The organism is Candidatus Nitrosacidococcus sp. I8 (assembly GCF_945836005.1).
Lineage (GTDB): Bacteria > Pseudomonadota > Gammaproteobacteria > Nitrosococcales > Nitrosococcaceae > Nitrosacidococcus.
On sequence record NZ_OX241534.1, the window covers coordinates 310,647 to 331,716 of the forward strand.

19 protein-coding genes are annotated in these 21,070 nt (G+C 37.3%); 11 read left to right on the forward strand and 8 right to left on the reverse strand.

Annotation, left to right across the window (positions count from 1 at the left end; genetic code table 11):
• Position 1 precedes the first annotated feature (1 nt).
• The 5 genes from OOL07_RS01565 to OOL07_RS01585 all read left to right on the forward strand — a co-directional run bounded on the left by OOL07_RS01565 (position 2) and on the right by OOL07_RS01585 (position 7,974).
• Entirely contained in the window at positions 2–3,256 is a 3,255-nt protein-coding gene (locus tag OOL07_RS01565; protein ID WP_264694490.1) for a DEAD/DEAH box helicase family protein, read from the forward strand.
• On the forward strand, positions 3,256–4,275 hold the full coding sequence (locus tag OOL07_RS01570) for an Eco57I restriction-modification methylase domain-containing protein (protein ID WP_264694493.1): 1,020 nt from the start codon (positions 3,256–3,258) through the stop codon (positions 4,273–4,275). Before OOL07_RS01565 ends, OOL07_RS01570 begins: the two co-directional genes overlap by 1 nt.
• Positions 4,276–4,307: 32 nt before the next feature.
• Positions 4,308–4,784, forward strand: a complete 477-nt coding sequence (locus tag OOL07_RS01575) for a glutathione peroxidase (RefSeq protein WP_264694495.1) — start codon at positions 4,308–4,310, stop codon at positions 4,782–4,784.
• A gap of 142 nt (positions 4,785–4,926) precedes the next feature.
• Positions 4,927–7,500, forward strand: coding sequence for an ATP-dependent chaperone ClpB (gene clpB / locus OOL07_RS01580; protein WP_264694497.1), 2,574 nt, complete (start codon positions 4,927–4,929; stop codon positions 7,498–7,500).
• 90 nt (positions 7,501–7,590) lie between these two features.
• Positions 7,591–7,974, forward strand: a complete 384-nt coding sequence (locus tag OOL07_RS01585) for a SirB2 family protein (protein WP_264694499.1) — start codon at positions 7,591–7,593, stop codon at positions 7,972–7,974.
• On the opposite strand, the gene OOL07_RS01590 is transcribed toward OOL07_RS01585, so the two are convergent.
• From OOL07_RS01590 to pyrF, 3 genes are read right to left on the reverse strand one after another with little or no spacing between them, the layout of a single operon-like run.
• Complete coding sequence (locus OOL07_RS01590) at positions 7,975–8,820, reverse strand: SDR family NAD(P)-dependent oxidoreductase (protein WP_264694501.1); 846 nt, start codon at positions 8,818–8,820, stop codon at positions 7,975–7,977.
• Between the two features lie 20 nt (positions 8,821–8,840).
• Entirely contained in the window at positions 8,841–9,485 is a 645-nt protein-coding gene (locus OOL07_RS01595) for a hypothetical protein (protein WP_264694503.1), read from the reverse strand.
• Complete coding sequence (gene pyrF / locus OOL07_RS01600; RefSeq protein WP_264694505.1) at positions 9,482–10,237, reverse strand: orotidine-5'-phosphate decarboxylase; 756 nt, start codon at positions 10,235–10,237, stop codon at positions 9,482–9,484. Before pyrF ends, OOL07_RS01595 begins: the two co-directional genes overlap by 4 nt.
• Before the next feature lie 67 nt (positions 10,238–10,304).
• On the opposite strand from pyrF, the gene tgt reads away from it, so the two are divergent.
• Genes tgt through secD form a run of 3 tightly spaced genes read left to right on the forward strand, consistent with a single transcriptional unit; the run spans position 10,305 to position 13,667 of the window.
• Positions 10,305–11,420 (forward strand): tRNA guanosine(34) transglycosylase Tgt, encoded by a 1,116-nt coding sequence (gene tgt, locus OOL07_RS01605; protein WP_264694507.1) that lies wholly within the window; start codon positions 10,305–10,307, stop codon positions 11,418–11,420.
• A 34-nt stretch (positions 11,421–11,454) separates the two neighbouring features.
• On the forward strand, positions 11,455–11,799 hold the full coding sequence (gene yajC, locus OOL07_RS01610; protein WP_264694509.1) for a preprotein translocase subunit YajC: 345 nt from the start codon (positions 11,455–11,457) through the stop codon (positions 11,797–11,799).
• 17 nt (positions 11,800–11,816) lie between these two features.
• On the forward strand, positions 11,817–13,667 hold the full coding sequence (gene secD, locus OOL07_RS01615) for a protein translocase subunit SecD (RefSeq protein ID WP_264694511.1): 1,851 nt from the start codon (positions 11,817–11,819) through the stop codon (positions 13,665–13,667).
• Here secD and OOL07_RS01620 read toward each other — a convergent pair.
• The gene (locus tag OOL07_RS01620; RefSeq protein WP_264694514.1) at positions 13,656–14,891 is read right to left on the reverse strand and encodes an SAM-dependent methyltransferase; all 1,236 of its coding nucleotides are present in this window, start codon (positions 14,889–14,891) and stop codon (positions 13,656–13,658) included. The genes secD and OOL07_RS01620 overlap by 12 nt on opposite strands.
• Positions 14,892–15,106: 215 nt before the next feature.
• On the opposite strand from OOL07_RS01620, the gene OOL07_RS01625 reads away from it, so the two are divergent.
• Genes OOL07_RS01625 through OOL07_RS01635 form a run of 3 tightly spaced genes read left to right on the forward strand, consistent with a single transcriptional unit; the run spans position 15,107 to position 17,584 of the window.
• Positions 15,107–15,580: a hypothetical protein gene (locus OOL07_RS01625; protein WP_264694516.1), complete on the forward strand. Its 474-nt coding sequence runs from the start codon at positions 15,107–15,109 to the stop codon at positions 15,578–15,580.
• Between the two features lie 13 nt (positions 15,581–15,593).
• Entirely contained in the window at positions 15,594–16,970 is a 1,377-nt protein-coding gene (mpl, locus tag OOL07_RS01630; RefSeq protein WP_264694518.1) for a UDP-N-acetylmuramate:L-alanyl-gamma-D-glutamyl-meso-diaminopimelate ligase, read from the forward strand.
• On the forward strand, positions 16,970–17,584 hold the full coding sequence (locus tag OOL07_RS01635; protein ID WP_264694520.1) for a flavin prenyltransferase UbiX: 615 nt from the start codon (positions 16,970–16,972) through the stop codon (positions 17,582–17,584). Before mpl ends, OOL07_RS01635 begins: the two co-directional genes overlap by 1 nt.
• 2 nt (positions 17,585–17,586) lie before the next feature.
• Here the strand turns inward: OOL07_RS01635 and ubiB are convergent, their stop codons facing one another.
• The 4 genes from ubiB to OOL07_RS01655 are packed head-to-tail and all read right to left on the reverse strand — an operon-like array spanning position 17,587 to position 21,053.
• On the reverse strand, positions 17,587–19,275 hold the full coding sequence (gene ubiB, locus OOL07_RS01640; protein ID WP_264694522.1) for a ubiquinone biosynthesis regulatory protein kinase UbiB: 1,689 nt from the start codon (positions 19,273–19,275) through the stop codon (positions 17,587–17,589).
• Positions 19,272–19,883, reverse strand: coding sequence for a ubiquinone biosynthesis accessory factor UbiJ (locus tag OOL07_RS01645; RefSeq protein WP_264694524.1), 612 nt, complete (start codon positions 19,881–19,883; stop codon positions 19,272–19,274). The genes ubiB and OOL07_RS01645 overlap by 4 nt, the downstream gene beginning before the upstream one ends.
• A gap of 21 nt (positions 19,884–19,904) precedes the next feature.
• The gene (ubiE, locus tag OOL07_RS01650; RefSeq protein WP_264694525.1) at positions 19,905–20,651 is read right to left on the reverse strand and encodes a bifunctional demethylmenaquinone methyltransferase/2-methoxy-6-polyprenyl-1,4-benzoquinol methylase UbiE; all 747 of its coding nucleotides are present in this window, start codon (positions 20,649–20,651) and stop codon (positions 19,905–19,907) included.
• Between the two features lie 15 nt (positions 20,652–20,666).
• Positions 20,667–21,053, reverse strand: coding sequence for a gamma-butyrobetaine hydroxylase family protein (locus tag OOL07_RS01655; RefSeq protein WP_264694527.1), 387 nt, complete (start codon positions 21,051–21,053; stop codon positions 20,667–20,669).
• Positions 21,054–21,070 lie beyond the last annotated feature (17 nt).

Below are 21,070 nucleotides of genomic sequence, written 5' to 3' on the forward strand. Positions count from 1 at the left end.
TATGAATGATAACACCACAATTAAAACCACAAAGTTAGTTCATCCACAAATTTATGCCTACACCTTACCCTCTATCTCAGGTAAAAACGGCTGGATCAAAATAGGCTACATCGAGCGTCAAAATGTTGATGAACGGATTAAAGAGCAAACTAAAACTGCTGCCATTGATTTGAAATATCATAAATTATGGTCAGAACCAGCACAATTTAAATCAGGCGACTGGTTTAAAGATAAGCAATTTCACACTTATTTACGTAACTGCAAACAAATTAAGCAGTGTCCAAAAACTGAGTGGTTTTTCTATAACGGTACGCCTGAAAAATCTCTTGCTGATTTTAATGACTTCAAGAATCAGAATCTTACACAAATCAAAGAAAAACTAACCTACCAGTTACGCCCAGAGCAGGAAGAGGCAGTTGAGCAAACATTAAAATATGCTAAAAACCATCCTCAGGGTGAATTTTTATGGAATGCTAAACCTCGATTTGGTAAGACGCTCACTACTTATGATTTTGCACGCCAATTAGATGCAACCAAAGTCTTGATTGTCACCAATCGTCCAGCTATTGCAAATGCTTGGTTTGATGATTTTGAAAAATTCATTGGATGGCAAACAGATTTTGCGTTTGTATCTACCAACGATTCATTGAAAGATCGTCCTGTAATGACTCGTGATAAATTTCTTGATCAGCATGCCAATGGTAAAAAGCGTATCCTTGCTTTTATCTCATTGCAGGATTTAAAAGGCGCAATTTCCTTTGGTGGTATCCACGATAAATTATCATGGGTAAAAGAGATGGAATGGGATTTACTGGTGGTAGATGAACCCCATGAAGGGGTGGATACCTTTAAGACAGAAATAGCGTTTGATAATATCAAGCGGAATTTCACCTTGCATTTATCTGGCACCCCATTTAAAGCTGTTGCTTCTGGCAAATTTGATCAAGATGCAATTTACAACTGGAGTTATGCAGACGAACAAAACGCTAAAGCAAAATGGAATAGCTTAGAAGAAGATAATCCCTACCAGCGATTACCTCGCCTTAATTTGTTTTCCTATCAAATGAGTCAAATGATTACCGATGAGGTGAATAAAGGAGTAGGTATTAATGGGAAAAATATCGATTTTGCCTTTGATCTCAATGAATTTTTTGACACTGATGAGAAAGGTAAATTTATCCATGAAACTGAAGTAAAAAAATGGTTAGATACCCTTTCTAAAAATGAAAAATACCCCTTTTCAACCAAGGCATTACGAGATGAATTAAAGCACACTTTTTGGCTTTTGAATTGGGTTGCCAGTGCCAAAGCGTTACAAACATTATTACAAAACCATCCAGTATTTGAAAATTATGAAATTATACTGGCAGCTGGTGATGGGCGTGGTCATGATGATGATAATCAACCTTCTCTTGACCGAGTTCGTGATGCAATCAAAAAGAAGGAAAAAACCATTACCCTATCTGTTGGGCAACTCACCACAGGGGTTACCGTGCCTGAATGGACAGGGGTGTTGATGTTATCCAACATGAAATCCCCCAGTCTTTATATGCAAGCAGCATTTCGAGCACAAAACCCATGGAGTTATTCGACCGATGGGCAAAGGCATCAAAAAGAAAATGCCTATGTATTTGATTTTGCTCCTGAGCGAACTTTAATGATTTATGATGAGTTTGCCAATAACTTATCTGGTAAAACTACCAATGGTGGCGGCACCACAGATGATCGTAAAGATAATATTAAACAGCTGTTAAATTTCTTCCCAGTGATTGCCGAAGATCAGCAAGGGGAGATGATCGAACTGGATGTGAGTCAAATTTTAACTATTCCCAAGACCATCAAAGCCCAAGAAGTGGTTCGCCGTGGTTTTATGTCTAATCTGCTCTTTCAAAATATCTCAGGGATTTTTGCCTCATCGGAAGTAAAAGAAATTTTAGAACAGCTTAATCCTGTCGAAATCGGTAAAACTGTACCTCGCCAAATCGATGAACCCATTGATACCCAAGGTGTTCAAGTAGATAAAGATGGTAAAGCTATAGTTGATCAGGAGATTGTTATTGCAAAAACTGATGCTCGTTTTGGTGAGAAAGTTTATGGAGATATTCAATCTACTGTTGTACAAGCAATGGATAGTAGTACTGAAAATAATCTATTAAAAGTGATTGAAGATACTTTTAAAAATTACACCCAAGAAATAATTAAGGATTTAGCAAAAGAACAGGGGTTAACTGCAAAAATTGCTGAACAAGTGGTACAGCAATCTGCCAATACGATTGCCCGAGAAGTTACAGTGGTGCAAGAGCAGACCAAAATTAAACATAAAGAAGCCAAAGTTAAGTATCAAAAGATTGTTGCCGAATCACAGCACGATGCAACAAAAATAGCAGAAGCCAAAGCGGATTATGAAGCTAAACAACAGCAGCTTGAAGCAGAATTTAAAAAACAAGTAACCACAATTGTTGAAACAAAAACTCCAGAATTAGCACAACAATTCACACAATCCATATTACAAAAAGCTGAAGAAAAAAAGAAAAATCATGTTGAAGATAATGTGCGTGCCCGACTCCGAGGTTTTGCCCGTACTATTCCCTCTTTTTTAATGGCTTATGGAACACCTACCACTACGCTTGCCAATTTTGATCAAACGATTAAAGATGCGGTATTTAAAGAAGTAACTGGGATTACTTTAGATCGATTTAGAATCTTACGAGATATTTATCATTTTTTTGATGAAGCGGTTTTTGATCAGTCGGTGCAAACATTTTTAAACAAACGGGCAGAACTTGCCAATTATTTTGATGAAAGCCAAACTGAGGATATTTTTGACTACATTCCCTCCCAGAAAACTAATCAAATTTTTACTCCAAAAAAAGTGGTGAAAATGATGATAGATAAACTGGAAGAAGAAGATCCAGAAGTGTTTAAAAACCCAGAGAAAACCTTTGCTGATTTGTATGTGAAATCTGGCTTATATCTCACCGAGATTGTAAAACGACTCTATGTGGGTTTAGAAAAACAAATACCAGATTCGGATGCACGGTTAAAGCATATTTTAGAAAATCAAATTTATGGCTTTGCTCCTAGCGAGATTATTTATAACATTGCTCGGAATTTTATCTTTGGTTTTGATGAAAAAGCAAAAAATATCAATGATTCTCATGTGGTTTGTTTGGATACCACTCCTTATGCTAAAGATTCCAAAGGGCAGGGTAATTTTGAAGCTAAATGCGATGAATTATTTGGAGGGTATAAGTGATGAAATTTGATGTAGTGGTAGGTAATCCACCGTATCAGGAAAATGCGAAAGGTGAAAGTACAAAAGATATGCCTATTTACAATTATTTTTATGAATTAGCTGAAAAGATAGGTACCAAATACTGCTTAATTTCCCCAGCTCGTTTTTTATTCAATGCGGGGAGTACAGATAAAAACTGGAATCAAAAAATGCTGACCGATCCGCATATTAAGGTTACTTACTACGAGCAAAATTCAGCTAAAGTTTTCCCTAATACAGATATTAAAGGTGGTATAGCTATTTTGTACCGTGATGCCAATAAGGAATTTGGAAAAATTGGAGTATTTACAAGCTTTGAAGAACTGCAAAGTATTCTGCACAAAGTTGAAAATAAAACAGATTTTAAATCTCTTGAGAACATAATTACAGGTCGTGGGATTTATAGGCTAACCGAATTAGTCCATCAAGAATACCCTGAAATTGAAGGGCTACAATCAAAAGGGCATAAAAATGATGTCGGCTCAGGGGCTTTCAAAATTTTGAATAATATTATTTTTTTTGATAATAAGCCTAATGACGGTCATGAGTATGTCAAAGTTCTAGGTTTAGAAAAGATGCAACGTGTCTATAAATTTATTAGAAAAGATTTTCTTAATAATCCATTTGGATTTGAAAAGTTTAAAGTAATTTTACCCAAAGCTAATGGTTCAGGAGCTATTGGTGAGGTGCTGAGCACCCCCCTAATCGGGGTTACTGAAACCTTTATTTCTATTGGTGCTTTTGATAACGAGTTAGAGGCACAAAATGCCCTTAAATATGTTAAATCTAAATTTGCTCGCACCATGCTTGGCATTTTAAAGATTACCCAAGATAATCCTAAGGACAAATGGAAATATGTCCCTCTCCAAGATTTTACCCCAAATTCTGATATTGATTGGAACAAATCTATTGCTGAAATTGATCAACAGCTTTATCAAAAATATGGTTTAGATCAAAATGAAATAGATTTTATTGAGTCTAAAGTCAAAATGATGGATTAAAAACTATTATTTAAATTAGGTAGTAAATCTCAATGAATATTTATGATTATGAAGTGACCACCATTGATGGGCAGAGCAAATCCCTTAATGAATATCAAGGCAAGGTATTATTGATTGTAAACACAGCAAGTAAATGTGGGTTTACCCCTCAATATAAAGGTTTAGAGGCACTTTATCAGCAATATAAAGATCAAGGATTAGAAATTCTTGGGTTTCCTTGTAATCAGTTTGGCAGTCAAGAACCGGGCAGTGAAGCTGAAATTCAATCGTTTTGTTCTACTACCTATGACGTGAGTTTTCCACTTTTCTCAAAAATTGAAGTCAATGGAGGCAATACCCATCCTTTGTATCAATATTTGAAAAGCCAGCAGTCGGGTATTTTAGGATCTAAAGGGATTAAATGGAATTTTACTAAATTTTTGGTAGATCGTACTGGAAAAGTGGTAGAACGGTATGCACCCATTAATACCCCTGAATCTTTAAAGAAGGATATTGAAAAATTACTTTAATTTTATTTACCTTCTTAGTATTTTGAATTTATTTAAAAAATATTTAATAAAATTAGGAATTATTATTATTTTTTAGTCTTTAAATTCATCTACTAAACCCCCATATTAATAGAAAGTAAAATTTTTGGGAGGAGCACAGATTATGCGTCAAGATAAATTCACTTCTAAATTTCAGGAAGCACTGGGAGATGCCCAGAGTCTTGCTTTAAAACATGACCATCAGTATTTAGAGCCTCTGCATGTAATGATTTCCTTATTAGAACAGCAGGGAGGTACTGCCTCCCCATTGCTAATGCAGGCAGGGGTTAATGTAAGTAATTTTCATACCCAGCTCAATAATGCTTTACAGAAAATTCCTCAAGTACATGGTACTCCGGGAGAAATTCATGTTTCTCAAGATTTAGCCAGATTGCTGAATGTGACCGACAAACTAGCCCAGCAACGACAAGATCAGTACATTTCTAGTGAATTATTTATTCTTGCAGTAGCAGAAGATAAGGGACAACTTGGAGAGTTATTGCGTAAAAATAATGGCAGTAAAAAAGCCATTGAAGGGGCAATTGATTCGATTCGAGGCGGGCAAAAAGTCAACGATCCGGGTGCAGAAGAGCAGCGCCAAGCCTTAGAAAAATATACTATCGATCTGACCGCTCGTGCTGAGCAAGGGAAAATTGATCCGGTAATTGGGCGAGATGATGAAATTCGCCGTACTATTCAAGTACTACAGAGGCGAACTAAAAATAATCCAGTGCTGATTGGTGAACCCGGGGTTGGAAAAACAGCGATTGTAGAAGGTCTTGCACAACGAATTATTAATGGAGAAGTGCCTGAGGGGCTTAAAAATAGGCGGCTGCTCTCTTTGGATATGGGGGCACTCATTGCAGGGGCAAAATTCCGAGGAGAATTTGAAGAGCGGTTAAAAGCCGTGCTGAAAGATGTGAGCAAAGCAGAGGGCACAATTATTTTATTTATTGATGAACTTCATACCATGGTTGGGGCTGGTAAAGCAGAGGGCTCCATGGATGCAGGTAATATGCTCAAACCTGCCTTAGCTCGTGGAGAATTACACTGTATTGGGGCTACCACTTTAGATGAATATCGCCAATATATTGAAAAAGATGCTGCCCTTGAGCGGAGATTCCAACGGGTACTAGTTGATGAACCGAGTGTAGAGGATACCATTGCTATTTTAAGAGGATTAAATGAGCGTTATGAAGTCCACCATGGGGTTGAAATTATAGATCCGGCGATTGTTGCAGCAGCTACTTTATCTCATCGGTATATTTCCGATCGAAAGCTACCAGATAAAGCTATTGATTTGATTGATGAGGCAGCCAGTCGGATTCGGATGGAAATCGATTCTAAGCCAGAGCCTATGGATCGCTTAGAACGTCGGATTATTCAATTAAAAATTGAGCGAGAAGCCTTAAAAAAGGAAACCGATGAGGCTTCTAAAAAACGGTTAGAAGCGTTGAAAACTGATTTAAGCGGATTAGAGAAAGAATATGCAGATTTAGAAGAAGTCTGGAAAGCAGAAAAAGCTACCCTTACTGGTGCACAAGGGATTAAGGAAAAATTAGAACAAGCTCGTTTAGATCTTGAAACTGCCCATCGAGCTGGGGATTTAGCTCGAATGTCAGAATTACAGTATGGGCTGATTCCAGAGTTACAAAAACAGCTTAGCACAGCTACTGCTGTAGAGCATCATGATTTTAAACTATTACGAAATAAAGTGACAGATGAGGAAATTGCAGAAGTAGTTTCTAAGTGGACGGGGATTCCTGTCTCTAAAATGTTGGAGGGGGAACGGGACAAGCTGTTAAAAATGGAGGAAGCATTACAGCAACGAGTTATCGGACAGAAAGAAGCAGTTGAGACGGTAAGTAATGCGATTCGCCGATCCCGTGCTGGATTATCCAATCCTAACCGTCCTAATGGATCATTTTTATTTTTAGGTCCTACTGGAGTAGGAAAAACGGAACTATGTAAAGCTTTATCTGAATTTTTATTTGATACTGAAGAAGCTATGGTTCGGGTAGATATGTCCGAATTTATGGAAAAGCATTCAGTGGCTCGACTCATTGGTGCTCCTCCCGGTTACGTAGGGTTTGAAGAAGGTGGTTATCTTACAGAAGCTGTACGGCGTAAACCTTATTCTGTAGTTTTATTAGATGAGGTAGAAAAAGCTCATCCAGATGTATTTAATATTTTGTTGCAAGTATTGGATGATGGCAGGTTAACCGATAGCCATGGTCGCACGGTAGATTTTCGCAATACCATTGTGATAATGACTTCTAACTTGGGATCTCAAGTGATTCAAGAGATGATAGGGGAAGAAAATTATCCACAAATGAAAAAGGCAGTAATGGAAATTGTAGGTCAGCATTTCCGCCCTGAATTTATTAATCGGATTGATGATGTGGTAGTATTTCATCCACTGCAACAGAATCAACTGCTAGCAATTACTAAAATTCAAATTGCTTACTTACAACAACGCTTGGCAGAGCAGGATATGCAGCTATCGCTTCCAGATAACGTGTTGACTAAAATTTCTGAAATTGGCTTTGATCCAGTTTACGGAGCAAGACCTTTAAAAAGAGCTATTCAGCAAGAACTTGAAAACCCCCTTGCTCAAGAAATTCTTTCTGGAAAAATTAAGGCTGGTGATACGATTAAGGTAACCATCGAAGGCGATCATTTTCGTTTTAGTAGCTAAACGGAGTAATATTAAAAATTGCTAAAGATCCTATAAAGGGATTGACGGATTTTTAGCATCATTTTTTCTAAAACAGAATAATTTTCTATCATGGATTCCTATCATCTTTTTAAACATATACACATTGCTTTTGTAGTCATTACTTTTATTTCTTTTACAATTCGTGCTTGGTGGATGTTATCTTCTCCAGAACTGCTCAAAAAGCTTTGGGTTAAAGTAATTCCTCCTATTATTGATACTATCTTACTTGCTAGTGCTATTCGTTTAACCTTTATTATCGATCAATACCCTTTTGTCAATAGTTGGCTTACCGCTAAAGTACTAGCCCTCATCGGCTATATCGTCTTTGGAGCTATTGCCTTAACTCGAGGACGGACTAAATCACTAAGGATAATGGCGTTATTTATCTCTTATGCCCTATTTTTCTATATTGTAGCAGTAGCTCATAGTAAACATCCCATCCCATGGGGTTAATTACCTATTCTCTTTTTCAGCAGCCCAGCGAAGTAAACTATCCAGTGCTCGATGAGGGAGTATCCGTTTAAAAAAAGCAAATGCGTAGGTAGGTACGGTAACATAGTAACGTACTTTAGGTTGAGGAGATTCTAGAGCATGAATCACTCTTTTTAATACTGCCTCTGGAGGAAGGGTAAACGGTTGGGTAGGCCCTTCTTTTTGTAAGCGCTGTTTTATATGTTGGTAAGTTTGGTAGTGGGGGCTGGCTTTTGAATTAATATGCTCAAAATATTTTTGAACTGCATTGTCTTTAAATTTACTGATTATAGGACCTGGTTCAATTAAAGAAACTTGAATACCGCTTCCATGTAATTCAAGGCGCAAAGTATCGGCAAGCCCTTCAAGAGCATATTTACTTGCATTATAAGCGCCTCGATAGGGCATACTAATAAATCCAAGGATGGAGCTATTATAAATAATCCTGCCTTCTTTTTGTTTACGCATGGCAGGAATTAAATAATTAGTAAGCTCCTGGGTACCAAATACATTGGCTTCAAATTGTGCTTGTAATACTTCTCTTTTTAAATCTTCTACTGCACCCGGCTGACCGTAAGCAGCATTATTGAATAGTCCATAGAGCTTTCCTTCAGTTTTTGAAAGTACTAGGTTGGCTGCTTCAATAATTGAAGCACTCTTTGCAAGATCTAAATATATAGCTTCTAATCCTTTATCAGCTAGGCTTTTAATATCTTGCTTTTTACGAGCTGTAGCAAATACCCGGTAACCTCTTGCTTTAAGTCCTAAAGCGGTACAATGACCAATTCCACTGGAACATCCTGTAATTAATACTGATTTAGTAGTCATCTTTAAATTTGTTTTGTTATTTATTGTCCGTAGAAAAATGGCGTTACTGGAACTGATTTTAATTTATTTTTTGACGTACCAAGCTTTTTTACTTCAATCACTTGACCCAAAACACTTTCAATTTTACTTCCTTCAATAAACAAAGATTCTCCTTGATGGATTAGCTCGCCAAATTGGTGAAATTGGGATGGAAGTAAACGTATGATTGTTCCATCATTTAGTAGTGCTCCTTCTATCTCTCCTCGAGATCCATGTAAAACCATGCGTACTTCATCTTCAATTTTTACATAATTTATTTTCTTTTTTTTATTTTCAAGATCAATGATGACTTTCTTCCCATTGGTTTGATTCTCAATTAAGAGTGCCTCAACAAGGGGAGCATCTGCTTCTTTTACACCATAAACAATAACTTTGTCATTAGGATGTATAGAATAAGCCAGCACTGCAGATAGATGAGAGGGTATGATGATTTCCATACCTTCTTTTAGAATTAAACCATCAATTTCTCCTTTAGTATTTAAAACATATTGCTGTACTATTCCAGAATAGCTGGGTAACTGCTTATCAATATTTACTGGCTGAGGCTTGGCTACTATAGATGAGGGTTGTAGAAAAATCCCTGTAAATATTATTATTCCTGATAAAATATTTAGTTTTTTATTCATAGTTTTATTTCCGTATTTATTTCTAACTCAATTGCTTCTAAAACTCCCATAGGATTTTTAGCTTGAGTAATAGGACGGCCAATTACAAGATAATCTGATCCATTTGTCATCGCTTGCTTTGGGGTAAGCACTCTTTTTTGATCACCTGATTGAGTACCTACTGGGCGTACTCCTGGGGTGACTAACAAAAAATTTCTACCAAAAGATTGGCGGAATAGTGGAGCTTCTAACCCGGAACAAATAATTCCATCTAATTCAGATTCATAGGCAAGTTGTGCTAATCGCAAGCCATTTTCTTCAATAGTTCCTGATAAACCAATTTGCTTTAGCGTGGTAGAATCCACACTAGTCAAAAGGCTAACCGCAGTGAGTAAGGGAGCTTGGGAGTATTGCGCCAATGCTTCTCGAGCAGCGATAAGCATTGTTTTTCCCCCTAAAGCATGGACATTAATCATCCACACTCCAAGCTCAGCTGCGATAGTACAAGCCCGTGCAACTGTATTAGGAATATCATGAAATTTTAAATCTAAAAAAATTTTAAACCCTCGATTTACTAAAGCTCTAATAAACTGGGGCCCTGCTAAGGTAAATAATTCTTTACCTACTTTGACTTGGCATCGAATAGGATCTAGCTGATCTATCAAACTCAGAGCTTGGCTAGTATCTGAATAATCTAAAGCAATAATAATTGGAGATACTCTAGTAGTCATTTTTAACTTGTTTGCCATGATCAAGGGTTTACTTAAATTCATCGTAATATATGATTAATAGTTAATATTATCTTAGCCCTCAAAAGGGGTAGTAATCAAAATCAATTAAATGGAATTTGAATTATTAGCTACATCTGGTCCTGCTAGAAAAGGGCAGCTTAGGCTTCCACGAGGTACTATTGAAACCCCTACATTTATGCCAGTAGGTACTTACGGTGCAGTAAAAGGAATCAGTCCTGAGGAGTTACGAACCTTAGGTGCTGAAATTATTCTTGGTAATACCTTTCACCTTATGCTCCGACCCGGTGTAAATATAGTGAAAGATCATGGGGGGCTACATCAATTTATTCATTGGGATCGACCTATTCTTACTGATTCTGGAGGATTTCAGGTGTGGAGTTTAGGCACTATGAGGCAGATTAGTGAGGAAGGTGTTCATTTTCGATCACCGATTGATGGCACTAAAATTTTTCTTGGTCCTGAACAGTCCATTACAATACAAAAGGGTTTAGGATCCGATATTGTGATGATCTTTGATGAGTGCACTACTTACCCTGCTGATAAAAAAATAGTCTATGAATCAATGCAACTCTCTTTACGGTGGGCTAAACGATCCTACATAGCTTATGGTGAATCCTCTGGGGCATTATTTGGTATTATTCAAGGGGGGATGTATTCGGATTTAAGAGAGGAATCTTTAGAAGGATTAGTAGAGATTGGCTTTGATGGTTATGCCATAGGAGGATTATCTGTGGGAGAACCTAAAGAGATGATGCTAGAGGTACTCGCACATATTGCCCCTAAAATGCTTGTGAATAAACCTCGTTATCTAATGGGAGTAGGTCGACCAGAAGATATTGTAGAGGCAGTGAGTCAAGGTATAGATATGTTTGATTGTGTTATGCCTACCCGCAATGCTCGTAATGGCTACTTATTTGTGGAAAAAGGAATTATTCGGATTCGAAATAGCGTTTACCGTAATGATACTCGTCCTTTAGATGAAGATTGTGGTTGTTATACTTGTCAGCACTATAGCAGATCTTATTTACATCATTTAGATAAAAGCCATGAGATGCTAGGGGCACGATTAAATACTATTCATAACTTATATTATTATCAATTTCTTATGAAGAATTTACGAGATGCAATTGAACAAAATAAATTAACAGGATTTATTACTAAATTTTATGCTGATCGTGGGCAAGAGAGAGTCTCTGTGAGATAATCAATCTTTTATTTTTTTTGGAGATTATGCGGCAATGCCTTCTATTTTAGATTTTTTTATTTCTTCTGCTTGGGCACAAGAACAAGCAGCACCTCAACCTCCTGGATTGTTATTTAACCTTTTCTTTTTTGCATCCCTATTACTCCTGTTTTACTTTTTCTTAGTTCGCCCCCAACAAAAACGTGCAAAAGAGCATACTAAGCTTTTAGAAGGGTTAAAAGCAGGGGATGAAGTAATGATTGATAGTGGTATTATGGGTCGTTTAATAGAGCTTTCAGATAATTCTGTTATTTTAGAAATTAGCGAGGGTGTTAATATTAAGGTACGCCGCTCCTCTGTAAATGCTGTGCTGCCTAAAGGCACTCTTGAAAAACTGTAAGAAAACTTAAATTCCCGATGAATCGATATCCCCTTTGGAAAAATTTATTAGTTATTTTTGTAGTATCTGTAGGTACACTTTATGCTTTACCAAATCTATTTGGTGACATCCCTGCTTTACAGATTCTAGCTACACGAGGCAGTGATTTAGAACCAAAACTGGTTGCTGAAATAGAACAAACTCTTAAAGAGCAGAGCTTAGATTATCAATCTGTTCATTTGGAGGATAAGCGACTTTCAATTTTATTTCCAAACTCAGATACCCAACTTAAAGCTCAAGACACTCTTCGAGAGAAATTAGGCGATGGCTATTCGGTAGCATTGTATTTAGCACCTACAACACCTAAATGGTTAAGTGCAATAGGTGCATTACCTATGAGTTTAGGGTTAGATTTAAGAGGTGGTGTGCACTTTCTTATGGAAGTGGATATGGATGCTGCTTTACGGCAAGCAGAAACTCGCTATGTAGAGGATTTTCGTACCCTATTACGGGAGAAAAAAATACGCTACCTGAGTATCGGACGAATTAACGGGGGAGGGGTAGAAATAAAATTTCGGGAAGTAGCACAACGGGATGAAGCACAAAAATTAATTCATAATCAATATATTCAACTTCAGCTACAGCCCATAGATGAAGACCAATCCCATAGACTAAAAGCCATTATAGACGAGAAAGAGAAGGCAGAAACTAGGCGATTAGCTGTTCAGCAAAATATCACCACTCTACGTAATCGCATTAATGAACTTGGTGTAACCGAGCCTACTATTCAACGGCAAGGACAAAATTATATCGTAGTAGAGCTACCTGGAGTACAAGATCCTGCCCGAGCTAAGGAAATTTTAGGTGCAACAGCAACCCTTGAATTTCATCTTGTAGATACTACCCATGCTGCCACAGAAGGGAGAATACCTGCAGGCTCTAGGGTGTATTATGAACGAGATGGCGGATCTGTCTTATTACAAAAAAGAACAATTTTAACAGGAAGTCATATTACAGACGCTTCTTCTGGGATTGACCAGCAAACCAGTAGTCCTGCAGTATACGTTACTTTAGATGGACAAGGTGCTCGCTCTTTCAGTAAAATTACTGGTCAAAATATCGGCAAACCAATGGCAGTAGTATTTATTGAAACAAAAGTGGAAAATAAAACAGATACTGATGGCAATCCAGTCAAAGTACATCGGCAAGTAGCAGAAGTCATTAATATTGCTACTATTCGAGATCAGCTTAGCAAACGGTTTCAAATTACAGGGCTTGATTCGACAGAAGAGGCGCGCAATCTAGCACTTTTATTACGGGCAGGAGCATTAGCTGCACCTACAGATATTGTAGAGGAACGCACTATAGGACCAAGCTTAGGACAAGATAATATTGATAAAGGGATTCGTTCCGTTTTAGTTGCTTTTTTGGTCGTCTTTATATTTATGGCGATGTACTATCAAGTTTTTGGTGTAATTGCAAATCTTGCCTTAGCAACTAATGTAATTTTACTGGTTGCCTTACTTTCTTTATTACAAGCTACTTTAACGATGCCTGGTATCGCAGGGATTGTGCTTACAGTGGGCATGGCAGTAGATGCTAATGTACTTATTTTTGAACGAATTCGTGAAGAGCTTCGTAATGGAAATAGCCCGCAAAATAGTATTGATGCAGGTTATAGCAATGCTTTTGCATCCATTGCTGACTCAAATTTAACAACCCTGATTGCTGGGTTAGTACTATTTGGGATTGGTAGTGGTCCTATTAAAGGATTTGCAGTCACCCTATCCTTAGGGATTTTAACCTCTATGTTTACTGCAATTATCGGTACTCGCTCTGTTGTTAATTTTATTTATGGAGGTCGCCGTAGCACTAAATTACACATTTGATCCATTCATTTGGTAGAGGTGGTTACGATTCCAAGTTAAATTATTATTCGTACCTTGGGTAAAAGTGACTTGAAATAATTGTAATCGGCTGCTTAAAAAAGAGGCTTCAGAGCCAGCAAGATAAAGCCGCCATGCTCGTATAAACCGTTCATCAAACATCTCTTTTACCCGATCGGTTTGTTTTTCAAAACGCTCTAACCAATTCTCAAGTGTTTTTGCATAGTGAAGTCTAAGGTTTTCAATGTCTGTTACTGAGAAATTCCATGGCTCAAAGATATCTGAAATGACTTCACATAGGGTTGGAGGGTAAGCTCCAGGAAAAATATGCCGGCGTATCCAGCGGTTAATATGACGAGGATAGTTGCGACCAATAAAATGTAGTAATCCTCGTCCTTCTGGAGTTAAACTCCGATGAATCACCGATCCCATCTCTGGATAACAGGCTTTACCTACGTGCTCTAACATCCCTACAGAGACAAAAGCATCAAATTTGCTCGAAATATTGCGATAATCATCCTCAACAAATTGAACTTTATCACTGATTCCTGCTATTTTAGCCTGCTCTCGAGCATAGGTAAGTTGTTCTTTAGAAATATTGTAGGCTTGAACATTTACTCCATAATGCTTAGCCATATAGATGGCTAGAGCACCCCAGCCACAGCCTGCTTCTACCACTTTTTCTCCAGACTTAAGTTCTAATTTTCTACAAATATGCTCCATTTTTGCTATTTGTGCCGCTTCTAGCTCCATATTAGGATCTGGAAAATAAGCACAAGTATAGGACATATTTTCATCCAGCCAGAGCTTATAGAAATCATTACTAATATCATAATGATGATGAATATACCCCTTAGCTCGAGACAGAGTATTTGCTCTTGCATCAAAAATCAGTTTACGAATTTGATATCCTAATCTAGGATGATCATTAACATCCTGACTACCCCAAAATTTAATTAGGGTAACTAGATCTCCTTCGATAATAAGTTTACCGGCTACATACGCTTCACCCACATATAACTCCGGATCAATAAGGATTTTAAGCAAAGCAATTCGACTATGAACTGTAATATGGGTAGTGGCAGGTTGAATTCCACCCAAAATATGCCTTTTATCCCATAAAGTAACATCTACAGGGACATCCTTGATTAGGGATTTGATTTTGGTAATTAGCCACTGGCTAGCACCTTTTGTTACTTCTTGCGTCGCTAAAGGAGTTTGTTCCATTTTTTTTACCATGAGGCTGATACAATAAATAGAGATTAGCATGATACTTTTATAAAAAAAATATAATTCTCTATCCTTGCTAATCAAGGATAGATTAACCATTCCTTACTTTACTTTTTATTAGATAAATAATAAGTTACTTTAGAGAGAGATGTCATAGTACCCACTTAAAATCAATGCTTATAAAATATTTTACAAATTTATGCCTGTTTAAAATGGGCCCCTCAGATGCTCCTGCCTCAAGGCGAGTACTTTATCAAGTGCTAGGAATTTATGTAGGAGTAGGGTGGCTTATTTCTTTATTACATTTATCTCCTATGCAAGGAGTGCTTTCTGTATTGATTGATATTGTATTTGTTATAGGAGTAACTTGGGGGTTACTTACAGTACGAGGCTATCAGTATCGATTACTGCAAACTTTAATTGCTTTAGTAGGATCTGGAGTAATTATCAAAATCTTAGTATTTCCTCTGTTAATATATTTGAAAAAATCAACTCAACAAGCCGGGTTTTCACCCGATTTTGTGTTGTCACTTTTAGCTGGGCATATGGTATGGAGTGCCATGATAAAGGCGTATATCTTTCGTGATGCTCTTTCAGTATCCCTGACTATGGGAATTCTGATTACTATAGTTTATATTTCAATTTCAGTTAAACTGATGGGCTTTATATTTCCATTGTCAACATAGCTGGCTTATTTCTATGAAACACATTCATATACTAGGAATAGGCGGCACTTTTATGGCAGGGCTTGCTCTTCTAGCTCAGGAATCTGGCTTTCATGTGACAGGATCAGATCATAATATCTATCCTCCTATGAGCGATCAGTTAGCAGCTGCAGGTATTTCTGCTTATGAAGACTATGATTTTGCACAATTACAACCAGCACCTGATTTAGTTGTCATAGGTAATGCTCTATCTCGAGGTAATCCTGCAGTAGAGTATATTTTAGCTCAAAAAATACCTTATACTTCAGGACCCCAATGGCTTGCAGATTGCATTTTAAGAAACCGATGGGTATTAGCGGTAGCAGGCACTCATGGGAAAACAACTACGAGTAGTCTTCTTGCTTGGATATTAGAATATACCGAACGCAACCCTGGGTATCTTATTGGGGGAATTTGTAAAAATTTAAATAATTCTGCTCGATTAGGTCGAAATCCTTATTTTGTGATTGAAGCAGATGAGTATGATACTGCATTTTTTGATAAACGCTCTAAGTTTATCCACTATCACCCTCAAACACTCATTTTAAATAACTTGGAATATGATCATGGAGATATTTTTCCGAATTTAAAAGCAATTCAGCAGCAGGTACATTATCTAATACGTACTGTAGCAAATAATGGTCTAATTATTATGCCTCAAGGTAATTCTGCTTTGAATGAAGTGCTTAATATGGGGTGCTGGACTCCTGTTACTTATTTTTCTACGAACAAGGAAAAACATGATCTTACTGCCCATATTATTAATGGTGATGGTAGTAGTTTTGAAGTCTGGAATAATGATATTTATCAAGGGCAAGTTAGCTGGCAACTATTAGGGCATCACAATGTAAATAATGCACTTGCTGCGATTAGGGCAGCACTTCATATCGGAGTATCTATTCATCAATCTTGCCTCGCACTTGCACGATTTCAAGGGGTAAAAAGACGCTTAGAAATATACGGTGAAGTAGGTGGAATTACTCTTTATGATGATTTTGCTCATCACCCTACAGCAATTAAAGCAACCCTTCATGGGCTACGTGCAAAAATAGGAAAGAATCGAGTAATTACAATACTTGAACTAGGTTCTAATTCTATGAAACTAGGTATTTATCAAGATAGCTTGGCTTCTGCTCTGGCACAAGCAGAACAAATAGTAATTTACTATCCTGAGGGCCTTTCTTGGTCTTTAGATTCAGTAAAGCATGATTTAGAAGGCAAAGAATTATTAATTACAAATAGCACCCAAAAAATTGTTGATTATTTATCAGTGCAAGCCAAGTTTGGAGATCATATTGTTATTATGAGTAATCGTGGATTTGATAACCTTCATCAACGATTACTCACTGTGCTTAAAGCAAAAAACTCCTAGTGTATAACTCTAGTAAGGAAATTGCTTTAGCGATGACCGGTGCCTCAGGAATCAGTTATGGATTAAGGTTATTGGAGTGTTTGCTGAAAGCAGGCATTACTGTGCATTTAATGATTTCTCGTGCAGCTTATACTGTGGTTGCCATGGAAACGGATCTGCGGCTTCCCTCTCGTTCAAAAGATCTGCAAAGATATTTAGCAAATTATTTTTCAGTAGCACTAGAATTAATTCATTGTTATAGTGAAAATCAATGGACCTCTCCTTTAGCGAGTGGATCTCATTGTATTCCGACCATGATAGTATGCCCTTGTACTGTAGGTGCTATTTCTGCAATTGCCCGAGGCGCTAATGATAATTTGATTGAGCGAGCAGCTGATGTAATGATTAAGGAGCAGCGAAAATTAATTCTAGTGCCTAGAGAAACTCCTTTTTCAGCAATCCACTTAGAGAATATGCTTACGCTAGCACGATTAGGTACTGTTGTCCTTCCAGCAAATCCCGGGTTCTACCATCAACCACAACATATTGGAGAATTGATAGATTATATCGTAGCACGCATTTTAGATCATGCAGAAATTCCTCATCAGCTACTCGCCCGCTGGGGAGAGAATTAATTTTAATCTATATTGTGTTTTATACTTCGTTTTGAACGCCAAGCAATGGTGATGAATACCAAACCTATACCAGCAAATAGCCAGCTTAGAAGGGGGATTTCTTCCCATATAATAGGTACTGTGTTATTTACACTATAAATCACTGCTGACCCAAGTAATAAAGCTGCACCAACTACTGCAGTAGTCACTCTTAAACTTGCTCTACGTATTTCTTGATTTAATACACTAAGATCTTCAGGTGCTAATCGGATACGTAAATGACCCTTGCTAGCTTGCTTAATTACCTCATAGGTTAATAGAGGAATCTCGGGAAGGGTATTCGCCCACCTTGGCATATTCGTTTTTAATGCACTATAGGCTGCATAGGGGCCTGTCTGCTGATTCATCCATCGTTCTAAAATGGGTTTTCCTGTTTTCCATAGATCTAAATCTGGATAAAGACTACGACCTAGACTTTCAATACTAAGCAAGGTTTTTTGTAATAAAACTAGCTGAGGTTGTACTTCCATGTGAAACCTACGAGCAGTTTGAAATAAGCGTACTAAAAACTGACCAAAGGAAATATCTTTTAATGGACGATCGAAAATAGGCTCACAAACACTGCGAATTGCAGATTCAAACTCATCTACCCGAGTATCAGATGCTACCCAGCCAGCATCTACATGAAGCTCAGCTACTCGTCGATAATCATGGTTAAAAAAGGCAAGAAAATTTTCAGCAAGATAGTGCTGATCCTCTGTTCCTAATGTACCCATAATCCCAAAATCGATTGCGATATAGGAAGGATTTTCAGGATTTTTAGTAGAAACTAAAATATTCCCTGGATGCATATCTGCATGAAAAAAACTATGCTGAAATACCTGGGTAAAAAATATTTCAACTCCAGTTTCCGCTAATCGTTGAAAATTTATTTCATGGTGTTGAAGTTTTTTAATATCTCCAACAGGAATGCCATATACTCGTTCCATCACTAACACATTGGATCGGGTATAGTCCCAATAAATCGTAGGCACATAAAGGTTAGCCGATCCAGTGAAATTACGCTTTAATTGAGAAGCAGAAGCACCTTCTCGAATCATATCAAGCTCATCGTATAAGACTTTTTCTAGCTCTGCTACTACACCACGAGGATGAAGTCGAGGGCCTTCAGACCAGTATTTCTCCGCTAACCCAGCAAGAATATGTAAAAGCTCTATATCACTTTGGATGATGCGTTTAATCCCTGGTCTTACTACTTTAACAACTACTTTAGTGCCATCCTTGAGTACTGCTCCATAAACTTGAGCAATTGAGGCAGAAGCTAGGTGTTGGCTATCAAAAGATATAAATATCTTTGCAATAAGTTGCCCATAAGCTGCTTCGATAATTTTTTTAGCTTGATCATAAGGAAAAGGGGCAACTCGATCTTGCAGCAAGGAAAGCTCATCAGTAATATCACTCGGCAGTAGGTCATAACGAGTAGAAAGTATTTGCCCAAGCTTTACAAAAATAGGACCTAAATCTTCTAAAGCTCTCCGGATACGTACTCCTCTAGGGGCGCTAGAAACTGTTTTACGCCAGCGACCCGGAAGGATGTATGCTAGAAAACGTATGGGGCGAAATAAATGGGTAGCAAGAATAATTTCATCAAGCCCATGGCGTAATAAAGTCCAGTTAATATAAAAGAGGCGAAAAAATTGATACAGTTTCATAGCTGATGCATTAATCGTTGAATTCTAGCTTCTAACCTATTTAACTGAGCACGCAGGTGATCTACCGTATCCAGAAAATGAATAACTTCTCCATGATTAGGTAATAATTGTATTTCTTCATGCAAATATTCAGTTAGACTTTGGCCTAATGCTTTTACTGTACTACTACCCCAAGATTTAGCGTATCGTATGTTACTGCCAATTTGGTAGGCTAAAATATCTCCTGTGTATTTGGAGAGTATTTCTTCCCAATCTAAGTTAGATTCTTGAACAAACTGCTTAAGCTGCTGGATAAATTCTACATCTCCATGGATTTGAATATCGCCTGTAAAAGGAATCTCAGGAGCTTGAATATAGGAAATTGCTGCTTTTAAGAAAGCCGAAGTTTTCCCAGATAGGGTAGCTTTTGGTATAGCTTCTGTGGAAGTACTTAACTCTATATTACTTGGAGTGATTTTAATGAAAATTTCAATTTGGAGATCTGTCAGCTCAACTTTTAGGTATTTTCCAGAAAGATTTATTAGCCGTTGGTTGTAATTAGGGTGCTGTTGTAGAATATTATTAATAATCGTAGCAATTGGTCCCAATAAAATAGAAGGCGTAGACACAATTATATCCCTTGGCTAATATTAATATTTGTAACCTTTATGAAGTGCTACAATACCTTGACTCAGATTATAGAATGTACAATGATCAAAGCCTACAGAATACATTAATTCCTTTAATGTGTTTTGATCAGGGTGTTTACGAATGGATTCTACTAAATAGCGATAACTATCTGCATCTCCAGTAATGAATTTACCAAGTTGGGGGAGTATCCAGAAAGAATATTTATCATAAATAGGAGTTACCCACGGCGTGGGTTTTGAGAATTCTAAAATTAATAACTGCCCTCCTGGTTTTAATACTCGGTACATAGATTGTAGAGCTGCTAGTTTATTTGTTACATTACGTAATCCAAATGCTATAGTAATTCGGTCAAAATAATTGTTGGGAAATGGTAAAGACTCAGCATTAGCCTGTGTATAGCTTAGGTTTCCGATTTTTCCTAAATTAATTAATCGTTTTCGACCATTTGCAAGCATGCTAGAATTAATATCAGTGAGGAAAATATGCCCACTCTTACCTAATCGATCAGAAAATAGCTTTGCAATATCTCCAGTACCACTCGCTACATCCAAAATCTGCATTCCCGGACGGATATTGCTTAATTCAATAGCAAAACGCTTCCAAACCCGATGAACACCTAAAGACATAAGATCATTCATTACATCATAGCGATTAGCAACTGAGTGAAAAACTTCAGCTACTCGTTGAGCTTTCTCCTCTATAGCTACTTCTTGAAAGCCAAAATGAGTGGTTTGTTTTTGCTCCATTACAGCCCTTATTTATCAGTCATCGTTTTTAGTTTTGGAATCTTTCCGTGTATAGCCTACTGTCTGTAATCGGTCTAAATAATCTTGCCACAGCTGATCCTGCTTTTCTCCAAGTTCATATAAGTATTTCCAAGAATAGAGTCCAGTACTATGACCATCACTGAAATATAATCTAATCGCATAGTTTCCAACCGATTCGATATTTTTAATCATTACTGACTCCTTACCAATCAGTAATACTCTTTGTTCACTACCATGACCTTGTACTTCTGCTGAAGGAGAATATATTCTTAGAAATTCACATGGCAATAAGTACTTAGCTCCGTCATCAAATTCAAGTTCAAGAATACATGAATTACGATGTAATCTAATAATAGTAGGAATTGGGTGGGAAATTATCATAGACTAGAAAGAAGACT

Bases quoted from the DNA above. Each gene is read 5' to 3' on its own strand.
- OOL07_RS01565 (WP_264694490.1), top strand. From the start codon at position 2: ATGAATGATAACACCACAATTAAAACCACAAAGTTAGTTCATCCACAA.
- OOL07_RS01570 (WP_264694493.1), top strand. From the start codon at position 3,256: ATGAAATTTGATGTAGTGGTAGGTAATCCACCGTATCAGGAAAATGCG.
- OOL07_RS01575 (WP_264694495.1), top strand. From the start codon at position 4,308: ATGAATATTTATGATTATGAAGTGACCACCATTGATGGGCAGAGCAAA.
- clpB (WP_264694497.1), top strand. From the start codon at position 4,927: ATGCGTCAAGATAAATTCACTTCTAAATTTCAGGAAGCACTGGGAGAT.
- OOL07_RS01585 (WP_264694499.1), top strand. From the start codon at position 7,591: ATGGATTCCTATCATCTTTTTAAACATATACACATTGCTTTTGTAGTC.
- OOL07_RS01590 (WP_264694501.1), bottom strand. From the start codon at position 8,820: ATGACTACTAAATCAGTATTAATTACAGGATGTTCCAGTGGAATTGGT.
- OOL07_RS01595 (WP_264694503.1), bottom strand. From the start codon at position 9,485: ATGAATAAAAAACTAAATATTTTATCAGGAATAATAATATTTACAGGG.
- pyrF (WP_264694505.1), bottom strand. From the start codon at position 10,237: ATGAATTTAAGTAAACCCTTGATCATGGCAAACAAGTTAAAAATGACT.
- tgt (WP_264694507.1), top strand. From the start codon at position 10,305: ATGGAATTTGAATTATTAGCTACATCTGGTCCTGCTAGAAAAGGGCAG.
- yajC (WP_264694509.1), top strand. From the start codon at position 11,455: ATGCCTTCTATTTTAGATTTTTTTATTTCTTCTGCTTGGGCACAAGAA.
- secD (WP_264694511.1), top strand. From the start codon at position 11,817: ATGAATCGATATCCCCTTTGGAAAAATTTATTAGTTATTTTTGTAGTA.
- OOL07_RS01620 (WP_264694514.1), bottom strand. From the start codon at position 14,891: ATGGAACAAACTCCTTTAGCGACGCAAGAAGTAACAAAAGGTGCTAGC.
- OOL07_RS01625 (WP_264694516.1), top strand. From the start codon at position 15,107: ATGGGCCCCTCAGATGCTCCTGCCTCAAGGCGAGTACTTTATCAAGTG.
- mpl (WP_264694518.1), top strand. From the start codon at position 15,594: ATGAAACACATTCATATACTAGGAATAGGCGGCACTTTTATGGCAGGG.
- ubiB (WP_264694522.1), bottom strand. From the start codon at position 19,275: ATGAAACTGTATCAATTTTTTCGCCTCTTTTATATTAACTGGACTTTA.
- ubiE (WP_264694525.1), bottom strand. From the start codon at position 20,651: ATGGAGCAAAAACAAACCACTCATTTTGGCTTTCAAGAAGTAGCTATA.
- OOL07_RS01655 (WP_264694527.1), bottom strand. From the start codon at position 21,053: ATGATAATTTCCCACCCAATTCCTACTATTATTAGATTACATCGTAAT.